This is a genomic window from Klebsiella sp. AqSCr, from assembly GCF_008452795.1.
Taxonomy (GTDB): Bacteria; Pseudomonadota; Gammaproteobacteria; order Enterobacterales; family Enterobacteriaceae; genus Klebsiella; species Klebsiella pneumoniae.
This window is the reverse complement of record NZ_MJDM01000005.1, coordinates 3,239,832-3,255,945: the sequence shown is the minus strand read 5'-3', so window position 1 is coordinate 3,255,945 and position 16,114 is coordinate 3,239,832. Positions and strand designations below refer to the sequence as shown.

The 16,114-nt window shown below is 59.9% G+C and carries 10 protein-coding genes; 3 read left to right on the top strand and 7 right to left on the bottom strand.

Features of this window, described 5'->3' with window-relative positions; genetic code table 11:
* Positions 1-96: 96 nt before the first annotated feature.
* The 5 genes from hutH to hutI all read right to left on the bottom strand — a co-directional run bounded on the left by hutH (position 97) and on the right by hutI (position 6,510).
* Entirely contained in the window at positions 97-1,623 is a 1,527-nt protein-coding gene (hutH, locus tag BHE81_RS19935; RefSeq protein ID WP_004183472.1) for a histidine ammonia-lyase, read from the bottom strand.
* Positions 1,620-3,308: a urocanate hydratase gene (gene hutU / locus BHE81_RS28835; protein WP_004151699.1), complete on the bottom strand. Its 1,689-nt coding sequence runs from the start codon at positions 3,306-3,308 to the stop codon at positions 1,620-1,622. The genes hutH and hutU overlap by 4 nt, the downstream gene beginning before the upstream one ends.
* A 142-nt stretch (positions 3,309-3,450) precedes the next feature.
* Entirely contained in the window at positions 3,451-4,176 is a 726-nt protein-coding gene (locus tag BHE81_RS19925) for a histidine utilization repressor (protein ID WP_002895358.1), read from the bottom strand.
* 61 nt (positions 4,177-4,237) lie between these two features.
* Positions 4,238-5,194, bottom strand: a complete 957-nt coding sequence (hutG, locus tag BHE81_RS19920) for a formimidoylglutamase (protein WP_023302146.1) — start codon at positions 5,192-5,194, stop codon at positions 4,238-4,240.
* Positions 5,191-6,510, bottom strand: coding sequence for an imidazolonepropionase (gene hutI / locus BHE81_RS19915; RefSeq protein ID WP_072145324.1), 1,320 nt, complete (start codon positions 6,508-6,510; stop codon positions 5,191-5,193). The genes hutG and hutI overlap by 4 nt, the downstream gene beginning before the upstream one ends.
* Before the next feature lie 154 nt (positions 6,511-6,664).
* On the opposite strand from hutI, the gene BHE81_RS19910 reads away from it, so the two are divergent.
* Complete coding sequence (locus tag BHE81_RS19910) at positions 6,665-7,948, top strand: putative acyl-CoA thioester hydrolase (RefSeq protein WP_004142122.1); 1,284 nt, start codon at positions 6,665-6,667, stop codon at positions 7,946-7,948.
* Between the two features lie 273 nt (positions 7,949-8,221).
* On the opposite strand, the gene BHE81_RS19905 is transcribed toward BHE81_RS19910, so the two are convergent.
* Both BHE81_RS19905 and BHE81_RS19900 read right to left on the bottom strand, forming a co-directional pair.
* Positions 8,222-10,909, bottom strand: a complete 2,688-nt coding sequence (locus BHE81_RS19905) for a cation-transporting P-type ATPase (protein ID WP_023302148.1) — start codon at positions 10,907-10,909, stop codon at positions 8,222-8,224.
* A gap of 51 nt (positions 10,910-10,960) precedes the next feature.
* Positions 10,961-11,392 carry a universal stress protein gene (locus BHE81_RS19900; RefSeq protein WP_110246612.1) on the bottom strand — a complete coding sequence of 144 codons (432 nt, stop codon included), beginning with the start codon at positions 11,390-11,392 and terminating at the stop codon, positions 10,961-10,963.
* Positions 11,393-11,925: 533 nt separating this feature from the next.
* On the opposite strand from BHE81_RS19900, the gene BHE81_RS19895 reads away from it, so the two are divergent.
* Together BHE81_RS19895 and BHE81_RS19890 are read left to right on the top strand one after the other, a co-directional pair.
* Positions 11,926-13,011, top strand: coding sequence for an efflux RND transporter periplasmic adaptor subunit (locus tag BHE81_RS19895; protein WP_004183463.1), 1,086 nt, complete (start codon positions 11,926-11,928; stop codon positions 13,009-13,011).
* The gene (locus BHE81_RS19890; protein WP_023342924.1) at positions 13,012-16,077 is read left to right on the top strand and encodes an efflux RND transporter permease subunit; all 3,066 of its coding nucleotides are present in this window, start codon (positions 13,012-13,014) and stop codon (positions 16,075-16,077) included.
* The last annotated feature ends 37 nt before the right edge of the window (positions 16,078-16,114 follow it).

The following is a 16,114-nucleotide window of genomic DNA, read 5'->3' as shown; positions in this document are numbered from 1 at the left end:
ACAGGTGTCCTGATTTTTTTATATGACGACAAATATGCGATGTAGGGCGGTCGGGGGAATGACTTCCCCCGACGCGGGTACAGAGAACAACGGTGATTAATGCAGTACGGCAGGCAGCAGACGCGTCAGGTGACGGGCCGCCAGAAGCGCAATGGCGTTATCGATATCCGGGGCGAAGTAGCGATCCTGCGTATAGTGCGGCACGCGTTCGCGCAGCAAGTGACGCGCCTCTTCCAGCAGCGGACTGGTGGTCAGTCCTTCGCGCATATCCAGCCCCTGCGCCGCCGCCAGCCACTCAACGGCCAGCACCCCGCGGGTGTTCTCGGCCATCGCCCACAGGCGGCGACCGGCCGCCGGCGCCATCGAGACGTGGTCTTCCTGGTTGGCAGAGGTGGGCAGGCTGTCAACGCTATGCGGGTGCGACAGCGCTTTGTTTTCACTGGCTAAGGCCGCCGCCGTGACCTGGGCAATCATAAACCCGGAGTTGACGCCGCCATTTTTGACGAGGAACGGCGGCAGCTGCGACATATGGCTGTCCATCATCAGCGCGATGCGGCGCTCGGAGAGCGAGCCGATTTCGGCGATCGCCAGCGCGATATTATCCGCGGCCATCGCCACCGGTTCGGCATGGAAGTTACCGCCGGAGATGACGTCATTTTCGGCGGCAAAGACCAGCGGGTTATCGGAGACCGCGTTGGCTTCAGCCAGCAGCACCTCAGCCGCCTGGCGGATCTGCGTCAGGCAGGCGCCCATCACCTGCGGCTGGCAGCGCAGGGAGTACGGGTCCTGCACCTTGCTGCAGTTATGGTGCGACTGCGAGATCGCGCTATCGTCGGTCAGCAGGTGGCGATACAGCGCCGCCGCATCAATCTGCCCGCGCTGGCCGCGCACTTCATGGATGCGCGCATCAAACGGACGACGTGAGCCCAGCGCCGCTTCGGTGGTTAACGCCCCGCAGACGACCGCGGAGGCGAACAGATCCTCGGCTTCGAACAGACCGCGCAGGGCAAAAGCGGTCGAGGCCTGGGTGCCGTTGAGTAGCGCCAGCCCCTCTTTCGCCGCCAGGGTAATCGGCTCCAGCCCCACCTGACGCAGCGCTTCGGTGGCCGGCAGCCAGTCGCCGCCGCGTACCCGCGCTTTACCTTCTCCGATCAGGGTCAGCGACATATGCGCCAGCGGCGCGAGGTCGCCGGAGGCGCCGACGGAGCCTTTGGCCGGGATCCACGGCGTCACACCGGCATTCACCAGGCCAATCAGCGCCTGGATCACGCTCAGGCGGATCCCGGAGAAACCGCGGGACAGGCTGTTAATCTTCAGCACCATAATCAGCCGCGCCAGATCATCGTCCAGCGGCTCGCCAACGCCCGCCGCGTGGGATAGCACCAGCGAACGCTGCAGGTTCTCCAGATCTTCCGTCGAGATACGGGTTTGCGCCAGCAGGCCAAAACCGGTGTTGATGCCGTAGGCGGTCCGCCCTTCGGCAAGGATGGCGTTGACGCAGGCCACGCTCTCGTCAATGGCGGCAAACGCACCGCTGTCGAGGGTAATATTTACCGGGTGGCTGTAAACGTCGCGGAGCTGCGACAGGCTGAGTTGACCCGGGATCAAAGTTAAAGATTTCATTTAGCGTTCCCCTGCGTTGCCGCCACCATCGGAAGATTCAGACCCTGTTCTGCTGCGCATTCAATGGCAATCTCATACCCCGCGTCGGCATGACGCATCACGCCGGTGGCCGGGTCGTTGTGCAGGACGCGGGCGATACGCGCCGCCGCTTCATCGGTACCATCGCAGACGATAACCATCCCGGAGTGTTGCGAGAAGCCCATGCCTACCCCGCCGCCGTGGTGCAGCGACACCCAGGTCGCGCCGCTGGCGGTGTTAAGCAGGGCGTTGAGCAGCGGCCAGTCGGAGACCGCATCAGAACCATCGCGCATCGCTTCGGTTTCGCGGTTCGGGCTGGCGACGGAGCCGGAGTCAAGGTGATCCCGGCCAATGACGATCGGCGCGGAGACTTCGCCGCTGCGCACCATTTCGTTAAACGCCAGACCGAGCTTTTGCCGCCACTCCAGACCGACCCAGCAGATACGCGCCGGCAGTCCCTGGAAGCTGATGCGCTCGCGCGCCATATCCAGCCAGTGGTGCAGATGCTGATCATCTTTAATGATCTCTTTCACTTTCGCGTCGGTTTTGTAGATATCCTGCGGATCGCCGGACAGCGCTACCCAGCGGAACGGGCCGATACCGCGGCAAAACAGCGGGCGGATATAGGCCGGCACGAAGCCCGGGAAATCGAAGGCGTTGCTGACGCCCACTTCCTGCGCCATCTGGCGGATGTTGTTGCCGTAGTCGAAGGTTGGGACCCCCATCTCATGGAAGGCCAGCATCGCCTGCACGTGATCGGCCATCGAGCGTTTCGCCGCCAGAATAGTGCCCTGCGGGTCGGATTCGGCTTTCTGCTGATACTCTTCCCAGCTCCAGCCTTTCGGCAGATAGCCATGCAGCGGGTCGTGGGCGCTGGTCTGGTCGGTGACCATATCCGGGCGCACGCCGCGCTTCACCAGCTCCGGTACGATCTCCGCGGCGTTGCCGCACAGCGCGATAGAGATGGCCCGCCCTTCGGCGGTGTATTTTTTGATGCGCGCCAGGGCGTCATCCAGCGAGGTGGCTTGCTCATCCACGTAGCGGGTACGCAGACGGAAATCGATGCGGCTCTGCTGACATTCGATGTTCAGCGAGCAGGCGCCGGCCAGCGTCGCGGCCAGCGGCTGCGCGCCGCCCATGCCGCCCAGACCGGCGGTTAATACCCAGCGGCCTTTCAGGCTGCCCTGGTAGTGCTGGCGACCGGCTTCGACGAAGGTTTCGTAGGTACCCTGCACGATGCCCTGGCTGCCGATGTAGATCCAGCTGCCGGCTGTCATCTGGCCGTACATCGCCAGCCCTTTGGCATCCAGCTCGTTAAAGTGTTCCCAGGTGGCCCAGTGCGGGACCAGGTTGGAGTTGGCGATCAGCACACGCGGTGAGTTTTCATGGGTTTTGAATACGCCCACCGGCTTCCCGGACTGCACCAGCAGGGTTTCATCGCTTTCCAGGTTCTTCAGCGCCTTCACGATAGCGTCATAGCATTCCCAGTTGCGCGCTGCGCGACCAATACCGCCATAGACCACCAGCTCGTGCGGGTTTTCGGCGACATCGGGATCAAGGTTATTCATTAACATACGCAGCGGGGCTTCGGTCAGCCAGCTCTTCGCGGTCAGCGTCGTGCCTCTTGGCGCACGGACGTCCAGCTGGCGATATTTGCTTTGCGACATCGGGGTTTCTCCTGACAATGAACGTTGTTTACGTAGATACATATACTTGTCTATACAAGCATGCGCAAGCCAGGATTTAACAGAAATGATACAATTTTGTTATATTGCGTCAGCAATCACGTTTTGCTGACGCTAGCGTGGATCAGGAGCCAAAGCGCCCCTGCAGACGATATCGGCTACCGGGGAACAGCAGGCGCGCGTGGGAGACGATGTGGGTTGTCGACCAGGTGCGGCGACGGATCAGCAGGCACGGATCGTGGGCGTGAATATGCAGCAGCGCGCACTCTTCCGCCGTGGCCTGCACCGCTTCAACAATATGTTCACCTTCAGTTAACGGCGCGATCAGCGACAGGTAATCATGGGGCGTGGTGGCGGTGTAGTCCTGATGCAGATAGTCCGGGACCACTGCGGCATTGACGCAGCGATCTTCGATTTGCACCGGCACCTCGTTTTCGTAATGCACCATCAGCGAGTGAAAGATGCGGGTGCCTTCCGGGACGCTGAGCGCCGTCGCCTGAATATGATCCGCCCGGGTCTCCTCAAGCAGGAGTACCTCACAGCGGTGCTGATGGTGACGGGCGACAATTTCTGCGGCAATACTGCGCACCTCGAACAGCGCCGACTGCCCTTTCGGCTCGGCGACAAAGGTTCCCACCCCTTGTAACCTGACCAGCAGGCCTTCGTCCGTCAGCTCGCGCAGCGCGCGATTGATGGTCATTCGGCTGAAGCCGAACTGGGCCACCAGCTCAGCTTCCGACGGGATACGGTCATGCGGTCGCCAGACGCCGCTGTGGATCTTTTCGCTGATCGCCTGCTTCACCTTTTCATAGAAAGGCGCGGGCGCGGAACGAGGTTGTTGTGCAAACATGGCCTGGCTTTCCTTATGCGTAATAAGCGGAGCGGCGAAACGAAAATAATAGCGCGGATCGCTAGCGCCACCAATGGGCGATTTGCCATGCCACACGGGCCGCCGCGCGAGCGCCCTGACCGTCAATGTCAAACAGCGGGTTAAACTCCACCAGATCCACCGCCTGCAGCTTACCGCTGCGGCACAGCGGCTCAACGATGCGCAGCAGCCTGGCCAGCGGCACGCCCAGCGCCGCCGGGGCCGACACCGCCGGCATTTCTCGCGCCGGCAGCACGTCGAGATCGATAGTCAGATACAGACGGTCGAATTGCGCGATATTGCGCTCAAGCTCCGGCAACACGCGAGTTTCGAAGGCTGTCAGCACCTCCAGATCTTCAACGATAGCCACCTGGCGGCGCGCCGCTTCATCCCATAGCGCCTGGGTGTTCGCCGCCCGGCTAACCCCGATGCAGGTATAGTGAAAACCGCGCTGCTGCGCGTCACACTCCAGCGCCAACTGGCGGAACGGCGTCCCGGAGCTGGCGCAGTCGGCAAAGCGCAGATCCAGATGCGCATCGAGATTAATAATGCCCACTTTTTCGCCCGGGAAGGCGTCCAGTACCCCAGCGCCGTGGCCGAAGGCCGTCTCGTGGCCGCCGCCCAGCACCAGCGTGCGTTTACCCGCCCGCTGACAGTCGGCCACCGCCTCGCGCAGCGCCTGATGCGCGACTTCTAACTGCTCGCCGTCGACGCTGATGGTGCCCATATCCACGCAGCGGTCATGACCCTGATGGCTGGCCATATTGGCCAACGCCCGGCGCAGGGTCGCCGGGCCGTCCGCTGCCCCGGTACGCCCCTTGTTACGCCGGACCCCTTCGTCACAGGCGAAGCCGAGCAGCGCGATATCGCCGGGCATCTCCTGCGGCGCGAAGCGTTCCGCGCGGGCGATGGTCTGGAACAGGCGCAGCGCATTGGGCGCTTCCGCGCTGTCGTCGCGTCCCTGCCAGAGACTGGCTGGCGTAGCTTGCCACAGCATCATTGCAATTCTCCTTGAACAACGCGATGCCAGAGCGGACTGCGCCCCGGCTCATACACCATCTCGACGGGATGCTCAGCATCCCAGATGGCGAAGTTAGCGACAAAGCCCGGCGCCAGCTGGCCGTGGCTGGCCTGGCGCCCCAGCGCCCGCGCGGCATGGCGCGTCACCCCGGCCCACGCCTCCTCCGGCGTCAGGCCAAACTTGACGCAGGCCATGTTCATCGCCAGATGCATGCTGGCGAAGGGGCTGGTGCCGGGGTTGAAATCGGTCGCCACCGCCATCGGCACCTGGTACTTGCGCAGCAGCTCGACCGGCGGTTTACGGGTTTCATTAAGGAAGTAGAACGCGCCGGGGAGCAGGGCTGCCACGGTGCCGCTTTCGCGCATCGCCGCCACGCCCTCTTCCGTCAGATACTCGATATGGTCGGCGGAAAGCCCATGATAGCGGCTCACCAGCTGCGCGCCGCCCAGCGACGAGAGCTGCTCAACGTGGCCTTTTACCGGAATGCCCAGCGCCTGCGCCGCCTGAAAGACGCGCTCAGTTTGCTGCGGGCTGAAGCCGACGTTTTCGCAGAAGACGTCAACGCTTTCAAACAGTCCCTCCTGCCACAGCGTCGGCAAAATGGTCTCGCAGACCAGCGTAATATAGCCGTTAGCATCGCCTTGATATTCCGGCGGCGTGGCGTGGGCGGAGAGCAGCGTCGCCGACAGTTCCACGCCATTATGATCGGCCAGTTGTCGGGCGACCCGCAGCATTTTGCGTTCGTTTGGCAGGTCGAGGCCGTAGCCGGATTTGATCTCCAGGGTGGTCACCCCTTCACGCAGCAGGCGTTCCAGACGCGGCTGGGCCAGCGCCAGTAGTTCAGCTTCGCTGCTGTCGCGCGTGGCGCGCACGGTGGAGTTAATGCCGCCGCCGCTGGCGCTGATGGTTTGATACGACACGCCGTTCAGCCGCTGCTCCCACTCCTGGGCCCGGCTGCCGCCGAAGACGAGATGGGTGTGGCAGTCGATTAATCCCGGCGTTACCAACCGGCCTTCAAGATCGATACTGCGCCCGCTGGGGACGTCATCTTCGGCGACAATCGCCGCGATGCGGCCGTCGCGCACCAGCAGCGCATGGCGCTCCAGCAGGCCGTAAGGTTGAGCGTGATCGGGGTTCAGGGTGGCGAGACGCCCGTTTCGCCAGATAACGAGTTCGGAAGTGGCTTCAGTCATAGCGCTTAACTTGTCATGGGTTGTATAGACATTTATTTTCATAACGCCGGTAAAGTCAACAATAGCGCAGGGAAATGTTATTTTTTTGTGACTAAAGACCATCCGGCAGGGCTGCGCGTTGCGTAAAGACGGTAAGTTTTTCCGTCCACGTCTTCCCGTTTCGTTCAAGTTAGTATAAAACAGCAGGTTTTAAAGGACTTATACCCTGGCGTCTCAGCCGGGGTATTTCACTACGCTTAATTTTGCCCGGAGCAACATGAACACATATTCCGTTTCCCGTCTGGCGCTGGCGCTGGCCTTCGGCGTGACGCTGTCCGCCTGTAGCTCGACGCCTGCCGATCAACAGCCCTCAACGCAGACTGCACCGGGCACTACCGCGCGTCCCATACTCAACGCCGAAGAAGCGAAAAACTTCACGCCGGCGGCCTATTTCCAGTCGCTGGCTCCCAACGCCGCCGCCTGGACGCCGTCTGCTATCAGCCTGCCGGCGCAGCCTGACTTTATCGTCGGCCCTGCGGGAACCCAGGGCGTAACCCATACCACCATTCAGGCGGCGGTGGATGCGGCAATTGCCCGTCACTCTAACCGTCGTCTGTATATCGCGATTATGCCGGGCGAGTACCCGGGAACCGTCTACGTTCCGGCGGCGCCGGGCGCCCTGACCCTGTATGGTACTGGCGATAAGCCAATCGACGTGAAAATCAGCGAAGCCATTGATTCCGAGATGGATCGCAACACCTGGCGTCGTCTGGTCAATCCAGGCGGTAAATATATGCCGGGTAAACCGGCGTGGTATATGTTCGACAGTTGCCAAAGCAAATCCGCGGCGACCGTCGGCGTAATGTGTTCCGCAGTCTTCTGGTCACAGAATAATGGTCTGCAGCTGCAGAACCTGACCATCGCCAACAACCTCGGCGACAGCGTTGACGCCGGTACCCACCAGGCGGTGGCATTGCGCAGCGATGGCGACCAGGTGCAGATCAATAAGGTCAATATTCTTGGCCGTCAAAACACCTTCTTCGTGACCAACAGCGGCGTGCAAAACCGTCTGCAGGACAACCGTCAGACCCGCACCCTGGTGACCAACAGCTACATTGAAGGCGATGTGGATATCGTTTCCGGCCGCGGCGCGGTGGTGTTTGATAACACCGATTTCCGCGTGGTGAATTCCCGTACCCAGAAAGAGGCCTACGTCTTCGCGCCGGCTACTCTGAAGAGCGTGACCTACGGCTTCCTGGCGACCAACAGCCGCTTCACCGCCTCCGGGGATAACGTCGCGCAGCTCGGCCGCGCGCTGGACGTCGATGGCAACAGCAACGGCCAGGTGGTGATCCGCGACAGCGCTATCAATGAAGGCTTTAATATTGCCCAGCCGTGGGCGGCGGCGGTAGGCTCCGGCCGCCCGTTCAGCGGCAACACCGGCAGCGCCGATGACAAAGGCAATCTGCAGCGCAACCTCAACGACAACGGCTTCAACCGCATGTGGGAGTACAATAACCGCGGCGTGGGAAGCACCGTGGTCGCCGAGCCGAAACAGTAAAGCGCAACAAGCGTGAACCATAATAAAAGAGAGGGCGATGCCCTCTCTCAAACTGCTGACAACGTGCAATCTTCAGGAATTGCCCGGCGGCGCTGCGCTTGCGCGGCCCTACAGATAACTGCATAACGGTTTGATATTGAAGTCTTTCGTAGGCCGGGTAAGGCGAAAGTCGCCACCCGGCAGAAATGCGAGCACAATGACGAAACAGGTTTGTCGTCAGCCAGAGAGGGGGCGATGCCCCCTCTTTTCTTTTTCGTTCAGCGCTTCACGCCGTCAGGCGGAACGCCATTTGCGGGTCAGCGGTTTTTCCAGTTCCACGATCAGGAACATGGCGAAGCCGATGATAAAGGTGATCACCCAGTAGCGGAACGGCAGCCCGGTGGTGCCGAACAGCATCTGCATAAAAGGCGCGTAGATAATCAGCAGCTGCAGCAGCAGCAGTACGCCGCTGACGATCCAGATCCCTTTGTTGGCCAGCAGACCTTTGGTTAACGAGAATCCATCCGATACGCGGCAGTTCAGCATATAGAACCACTGGGCGGTGACCAGAGTCTGCAACAGCACGGTACGGATAAACTCCGGCGAATAGCCGCGCGGCTGCAGCCAGGCTTCGAGAATAAAGGCGCTGACCGCAATCATTGACCCCACAAACGCTACGCGCCAGATGGCAAAGCCGTCCATCACGTGAATTTTCGGATCGCGCGGCGGCCGCCGCATAATATTTTTCTCACCGGCTTCAAACGCCAGGCCAAACGACAGCGTGGCGGAGGTGGCCATGTTCATCCACAGGATCAACACCGGCGTGAGCGGCAGTACGTTGCCCGCCAGCAGCGCGATCACGATCAGTAACCCCTGGGCAAGGTTGGTCGGCATGACGAAGAGAATGGTTTTCTTCAGGTTGTCATACACCCGGCGCCCCTCGCGGACTGCGCTGGCGATGGTGGCGAAGTTATCATCGGTCAGCACCATATCGGCGGCCTCCTTGGTCACCTCGGTCCCCTTGATCCCCATCGCCACGCCGACGTCAGCCTGCTTCAACGCCGGGGCATCGTTCACCCCATCGCCGGTCATTCCGACAATTTCTTTCTTACTCTGCAGAGCCTGCACCAGGCGGAACTTATCTTCCGGGCTGGTGCGGGCGAAGATATCAAACTGCTGCGCGGCTACGCTCAGCTGCGCGTCGTCCATCACCTCCAGCTCGCGTCCGGTAATGGCATTTCCCGCATTGCCAATCCCCAGCATCTTGCCGATGCTCATCGCCGTTTGCGGGTGGTCGCCGGTGATCATCTTCACGCGGATCCCGGCCTGCAGGCAGTCGGCAATCGCCGTGATGGCCTCCGGACGCGGCGGATCCATCATCCCGGCGACCCCTAGCAAAATCACCCCTTGCTGCAGATCCTGATGGGTCAGTTCGGTCTGGCCTGCGGCAGCCGGCTTCCAGGCTGCGGCCACCATCCGTAGCCCTTCCCGGGCGTACTCTTCAATTTTGCCTTCCCAGTACGGGAGATCCAGCGGCTGCAATCCGCTGTCGCTCTGCTGATACTGGCACAGGCGGAACAGGACATCCGGCGCGCCAGTGACCAGCACTACCTCCTCTTCACCCAGCCGGTAGAGGGTCGACATGTATTTATATTGCGAATCAAAAGGAATTTTACTGCGCAGTTCGCTGGTCAGCGGCGGCAGAGTGACCTTCGCCGCCAGCACCTTCAGCGCCCCCTCGGTCGGGCCGCCGGTGATTTTCCACAGCCCGCTCTCCTCTTTGATAAGCTGGCTGTCGTTACACAGATCGATGGTGCGCAGATAGCGCTCGAACAGCGAGCCGGGCGCGATCGTGACCGGCGTCGGATCGTCAATGGCGTAGATCTTACCGACCGGCTCATAGCTATCCCCTTCCACCCGATAGACGCTGTCGGCAGTGATCACCGCCTTCACCGTCATTTCGTTCATGGTCAGGGTCCCGGTTTTATCCGAGCAGATAACCGTCATCGCGCCGAGGGTTTCCACCGTCGGCAGCTTGCGGATAATCGCTTTCTGACGGGCCATTGCCTGTACGCCGAGCGACAGAATAATCGAGATAATCGCCGGCAACCCTTCCGGGACCGATGCCACCGCGAGGCTAATCAACGACAGCATCAGTTCGGAGACCGGCATATCGCGGAACAGCAGGCTAAAGACGAACAGCGCCGCCATCATCACCAGAATAAGGATAAAGATGGCTTTGCCCAGCTTGTCCATTTGCACCAGCAGCGGCGTGCGGTGTTTCTCAATGCCCGCCATCATTTGGTTGATATGGCCCAGCTCGGTATCGCCGCCGGTGGCCACCACGATCCCTTTTCCCGCCCCTGAGCTAACGGTGGTCCCGGAAAACAACAGGTTGCTGCGATCGCCGAGCGGTAAATCGCCGCTTAGCGGCTCGGTGGTTTTTTCCACCACCGTCGACTCGCCGGTGAGGATCGCCTCTTCCACCCGCAGGTTGTGCGCCTCAATCACCCGTAGATCGGCGGGGATACGGTCGCCGGCGCGGATCACCACGATATCGCCAGGTACCAGCGAGGTGGTGGGGATGGTTTCATGGTTGCCCTGACGGATCGCCACCGCCTCGCTGGACAGCATATTGCGGATACTCTGCAGCGATTTTTCCGCATTACTCTCCTGAATGAAGCCGATCAGCGCATTGACCACCGCCACGGCGAGGATCACCGCCATGTCGATCCAATGGCCCATCACCGCCTTGAGCAACGCTGCCGCCAGCAGGACGTAGATCAGCACATCGTTAAAATGCGCAATAAAACGCAGCCAGGCGGGTTTACCCGGCTTCTGCGGCAGGGCGTTTTCGCCATACTGCTGCAGGCGCGTAGCCGCCTCTGTTCCGCTAATCCCTTCCGGCGAACTCTGCACGCTGGCGAGAGTCTCCTCGACGGAGCGCTGATAATAGGGCGCCCCCGGTTTATCTGTATTCATACTCTTTCCCTCGATTTCTGAAGCGGAAGTCAGGGCGACATCCCGCCATCATCAGCGCACAACGAACACTGGTACATGGGCATAGCGCACGATATTGGCCGCTTCCGAGCCCAGCAGATGAGTCTGGATACCCGGATTGCGCGAACCGACAATCACCACATCCGCTTTCAGCTCATCGGTCAGGGCAATCACTTGATCGCGAACATTGCCACTGCGCACATAAAGATGGCTGGCGTCTTCCGCAAGCCCATTTTTCTTCACCAGCTCGCTCAGCTTTTCCTTAGCGGTATTAAGCAAATGGTCTTCCATCTTTCGGGCATCAGTGATAAATCCGCGGGTTAATACAGGAGAAAAGGCCGGAATAACATGGATAAGATGAATTTGCCCGGCAGAATGTTGGGCGAGGAATTTCGCATGAGAGAGCGCTTTGTCGGCCAGGCCCGCATCAAACACGTCAACGGGAACAACGATATTTTTATACATGAGATAATCCTTTTATTACCAATACAATGCGTAGTGATGAATAGCCCCTTACTTGGGGAGGAACGAAATCTCAACAACAGAAGCGGCGAGCGGAATAGATGTTATTAAACGTAGCTCAGGAAAATTAACATTAGAAAATGGCGGATTAATAGACTGAAAAATATTATAAAAACCGCATATTCCCTGCGGATCTCCTGCGCTTTCCCCTCAATGCCGCCAACGCTCGCGGCATTCTCTTTTTTAACACTTCATATTTTCTCCGACTATGCTGATTACAAGCAGGCATGCCGCTCCGAATGTCCGGTGGTCACAGTGGGGGCCGAATTAAATGACATTCACGGTTCGGATGGGAGTAAAGGGAGGAAATTATGTTGGGTTATAGCCTGTTACGCCTGGGTTTGTTTGTCGCGCTGGCCATTGTCGCCTGCACAGCGGTGGGGCTCTTCACTTATCTGGTCGTCGCCGCTCTCGCAGAATAAGCAGGCGCCATGTAATAAAAATGTAAAATAAATCCTGAATCTGAGGGGAATATTGTGAACCGTTATTTTTCTCTCATCCCGGTTGTTATTATATTTACAACCGCTTGCGATCAGAAAGCACCCACCGTCGAGTCCGCCCCGCGCATGGTTAAAGTGGCGCAGGTGACCGCCGTGGGCAATACCCAGCAGCGAACGTTTCCGGCACGCATTGAGTCTGGCGATTCCACCGAACTGTCGTTTAAGCGGGGTGGCCAGGTGGAGTCGCTAGATATTCGTCAGGGGGCAAGCGTCGCCCAGGGGCAAACGCTGGCGCGCCTGAATGCCCGCGAGGCCCAGCAACGGGTCAATGAGCGGCAAACGGCGGCCACTCTCGCCCAGCGTCAGTTCGACCGCTTCCAGACTCTGGCCGGGCGCCAGGCGATTTCCCAGGCGGAGATGGACGTGCAGCGCGCCAATCGCGATGCCGCCAATGCGGCCTTAAAAATCGCTCGCGAAGAGCTGGCGCAAATGAGCCTCATCGCGCCCTTTAGCGGGATTGCCGCCGGCGTGCATATCCGCAACCATCAGGTGGTCGCCGCCGGCCAACCGGTGATCACCCTGACGCGGACCGACCTGCTGGATGTGGTCTTCAGCATTCCCGAAAATCTGTTCACCTCCCTGGATATCCGCAATACCGCCTACCGTCCCGTCGTCAGGATCAATACCCTGCCGGGCCGCGAGTTTACCGCGGAATACAAAGAGCATACCGGCAGCAGCGACAATAGCACCCTCACCTGGCAGATCGTGTTAACCATGCCGCGGCCAGATGATTTTCCCGCCGTCGGCGGGGTCAGCGGCACCGTGACGGTCAATCTCGGCAATTTACCGGCCAGCGCCGGACGGGAAACCCTCATTGTGCCAGCGGAGGCGGTGTTTAACCCCGATAACCGGCCAAAGAACGAGCCGGTAGTCTGGGTGGTGAAAGGCGATAACGCGCATCGATATCTTGAGGAGCGTAAGGTCGCCGTCGGCGAGGTGACTTCGCAGGGAGTGGCGATCACCGACGGTCTCCGCGCGGGTGAACAGGTGGTTGCGGCGGGCGTGAGCGAGCTGCATGCCGGGCAGCCGGTGCGGGTCTGGACGCGTGAACGAGGATTATAAATGGATATTTCCCGTCAGTTTATTAACAACCCGACCCGCGTCTGGTTAGCCATTTTGCTGTTAGGGGTGGGTGGCCTGCTCGCCCTGCTCAATATCGGCCGCCTGGAAGATCCCGCCTTCACCATCAAAACGGCGGTGATCGTCACCCACTACCCTGGCGCGTCCGCTCAGCAGGTGGAAGAGGAGGTTACCCTGCCGCTGGAAAACGCGATTCAGCAGCTTCCCTCGCTGGATAACGTCAGCTCCATCTCCTCGAATGGCTTATCGCAAATTACGGTGAATATTGCTTCGCAGTACCATTCCAGCGAGCTGCCGCAAATCTGGGATGAGCTACGTCGCCGGGTCGGTGACGCCAGCCGCCTTTTCCCCCCTGGCGTAGTCCCCCCTTTCGTCAACGATGACTTTGGCGATGTGTTTGGCTTTTTCTTCGCTATCTCGGGCGACAGTTTTACCAACCCGGAGCTGGTGCGCTATGCCGAACAGTTGCGCCGGGAGCTGGTGCTGGTGCCGGGGGTCGGTAAAGTCGCTATCGGCGGCGTCATTCCGCAGCAGATCAATGTGGATATCTCGCTGGCGAAGATGGCGGCGCGCGGGATCACCCTCAACCAGCTCGCCGCAATCCTGGCCCGACTTAACGTGGTGTCCAGCGCCGGGGAGATCCGCGTTGGCAGCGAATCGATCCGCCTCCACCCCACCGGTGAGTTTCAGAGCATCGATGAGCTGGGAGATCTGCTGGTCAGCCCTCACGGCGCCAGCGCCACCACCCGACTGCGGGATATTGCTACGCTGTCGCGCGGGCTAACCGACTCGCCGGCCAGTATCTATCATGCCAACGGGCGCCAGGCGGTGACCATGGGAGTTTCTTTTATCCCTGGCGTCAACGTTATTGACGTCGGCCACGCTCTCGAGGCCCGCCTCCAGCAGATGGCCGCCGACAAACCGGCGGGCATCGACATCGCTATTTTTTACGATCAGGCAGCTGAGGTGGCCCACTCGGTCAATGGCTTTATTACCAATTTTCTGATGGCCCTGGCGATTGTCGTCGGCGTGCTGCTGGTATTTATGGGGGTGCGCAGCGGGATTATTATTGCTCTGTCGCTGGCGCTCAACGTTCTCGGCACCCTGCTTATCATGTATATCTGGGGGATCGAACTACAACGGATCTCCCTCGGAGCGCTTATCATCGCCCTGAGTATGTTGGTGGACAATGCCATTGTGATTGTCGAAGGGGTGCTCATCGCCCGTCAGCAAGGCTCTCCGTTACTGGGCGCGATTAACTATGTGCTCCGTCGCTCTGCGCTGCCGCTGCTTGGCGCGACGATCATCGCCATCCTCGCCTTCGCGCCGATTGGCCTCTCCCAGGACTCTACCGGGGAGTATTGCAAATCGCTGTTCCAGGTGCTGCTGATCTCCCTGATGCTGAGCTGGTTTTCCGCTCTGACCATCACCCCGGTGCTTATTAAGTGGTGGCTGTTTAAAAACGCCCCGTCGGCCGCCGCCGCGGAGGAAAAGGCCGATCCTTACCGCGGCAGCTTTTACCGTGGCTATCAGCAGGCGCTGCGAATACTGCTGCAGCAAAAGACCCTGACCCTGTTGCTGATGGGTGCGCTGTTAGCCGGAGCGATCTGGGGCTTTACCTTTGTTCGGCAGAATTTTTTTCCGTCATCGAATACGCCTATATTCTTTGTCGACCTGTGGCTACCCTACGGTACCGATATAAACGCCACGGAGAAGATGACCCGGGATATCGAGCGGTCGATAGCCGGTCAGCCGGGGGTGGTCACCACCGTCTCCACCATCGGCCAGGGCAGTATGCGTTTCATTCTCACCTACAGCGGGCAGCGCCAGTACAGCAACTACGCGCAGATTATGGTGCGGATGGATGATCAACGCGGCATCGCCCCTGTCACCCGCCACGTGGAGGACTGGATTGCCAGAAACTACCCGCAGGTTAACGCCAGCACCAAACGCATTATGTTCGGCCCCTCCGGAGATAGCGCGATTGAGGTGCGCATTAAGGGCCCAGACCCGGATACGCTGCGCGCGCTGGCGAGTCAGATAGGCGATATCCTCGCCGCGGACCCGGCGACCGACAGCGTGCGTAATGACTGGCAGAACCGCAGCAAAGTGATCCGCCCGCAGTATTCCCCGGCGCTGGGACGCGAGCTGGGGGTGGATAAACAGGATATTGATAACGCGCTGGAGATGAATTTCTCCGGGAGTCGCGCCGGGTTATATCGTGAAGGGGCCGATCTGCTGCCAGTGATCGTCCGGCCGCCGGAAGCAGAACGTCAGGATGCCAACCATCTGAATAATGTGCTGGTCTGGAGCCAGAGTCGCCAGCAATATATCCCGCTGAGTAACGTCATCAATGGTTTCGCCCTGGAGTGGGAAGATCCGTTGATCCTCCGCCGGGATCGTACCCGGGTACTGACGGTCCAGACCGACCCCAGCCCGCTAAGCGGCCAAACCTCGGGTGATATTCTCGCGCGGGTGAAACCGCGCATTGACGCACTGCCGCTGCCGCACGGCTACCGTATCGAATGGGGCGGCGATGCCGAGAACTCCAGTGAGGCGCAGCAGGGGCTGTTTACAACCCTGCCGCTTGGCTATCTGGTGATGTTTATCATAACGGTGCTGATGTTCAGTTCGCTGAAAAACGCCGTCGCCATCTGGCTGACCGTTCCGCTGGCGCTGATCGGGGTCACACCCGGCTTTCTGCTTACCGGCATCCCCTTCGGCTTTATGGCCTTAATCGGCTTGCTCAGCCTGAGCGGTATGCTGATCCGTAACGGCATTGTGCTGGTAGAAGAGATAGAGCAACAAAAACAGGAGAAAGATCAACGACAAGCTATTATTGATGCGGCAACCTCTCGTCTGCGGCCGATCCTGCTGACCGCCTTCACCACCGTACTTGGCCTGGCCCCGCTGCTGCGCGATGTCTTTTTCCAGAGTATGGCGGTGGTGATCATGTTCGGCCTCGCCTTTGCCACCGTGCTGACGCTGCTGGTTCTGCCGGTGATTTACGCCTGCTTTCACCATAAGGATATGACGCCTCAACGATGAACAGTACCGGTCTGAGCATTATCAAGACATTAGGCTG

Bases quoted from the DNA above. Each gene is read 5' to 3' on its own strand.
- hutH (WP_004183472.1), bottom strand. From the start codon at position 1,623: ATGAAATCTTTAACTTTGATCCCGGGTCAACTCAGCCTGTCGCAGCTC.
- hutU (WP_004151699.1), bottom strand. From the start codon at position 3,308: ATGTCGCAAAGCAAATATCGCCAGCTGGACGTCCGTGCGCCAAGAGGC.
- BHE81_RS19925 (WP_002895358.1), bottom strand. From the start codon at position 4,176: ATGTTTGCACAACAACCTCGTTCCGCGCCCGCGCCTTTCTATGAAAAG.
- hutG (WP_023302146.1), bottom strand. From the start codon at position 5,194: ATGATGCTGTGGCAAGCTACGCCAGCCAGTCTCTGGCAGGGACGCGAC.
- hutI (WP_072145324.1), bottom strand. From the start codon at position 6,510: ATGGTCTTTAGTCACAAAAAAATAACATTTCCCTGCGCTATTGTTGAC.
- BHE81_RS19910 (WP_004142122.1), top strand. From the start codon at position 6,665: ATGAACACATATTCCGTTTCCCGTCTGGCGCTGGCGCTGGCCTTCGGC.
- BHE81_RS19905 (WP_023302148.1), bottom strand. From the start codon at position 10,909: ATGAATACAGATAAACCGGGGGCGCCCTATTATCAGCGCTCCGTCGAG.
- BHE81_RS19900 (WP_110246612.1), bottom strand. From the start codon at position 11,392: ATGTATAAAAATATCGTTGTTCCCGTTGACGTGTTTGATGCGGGCCTG.
- BHE81_RS19890 (WP_023342924.1), top strand. From the start codon at position 13,012: ATGGATATTTCCCGTCAGTTTATTAACAACCCGACCCGCGTCTGGTTA.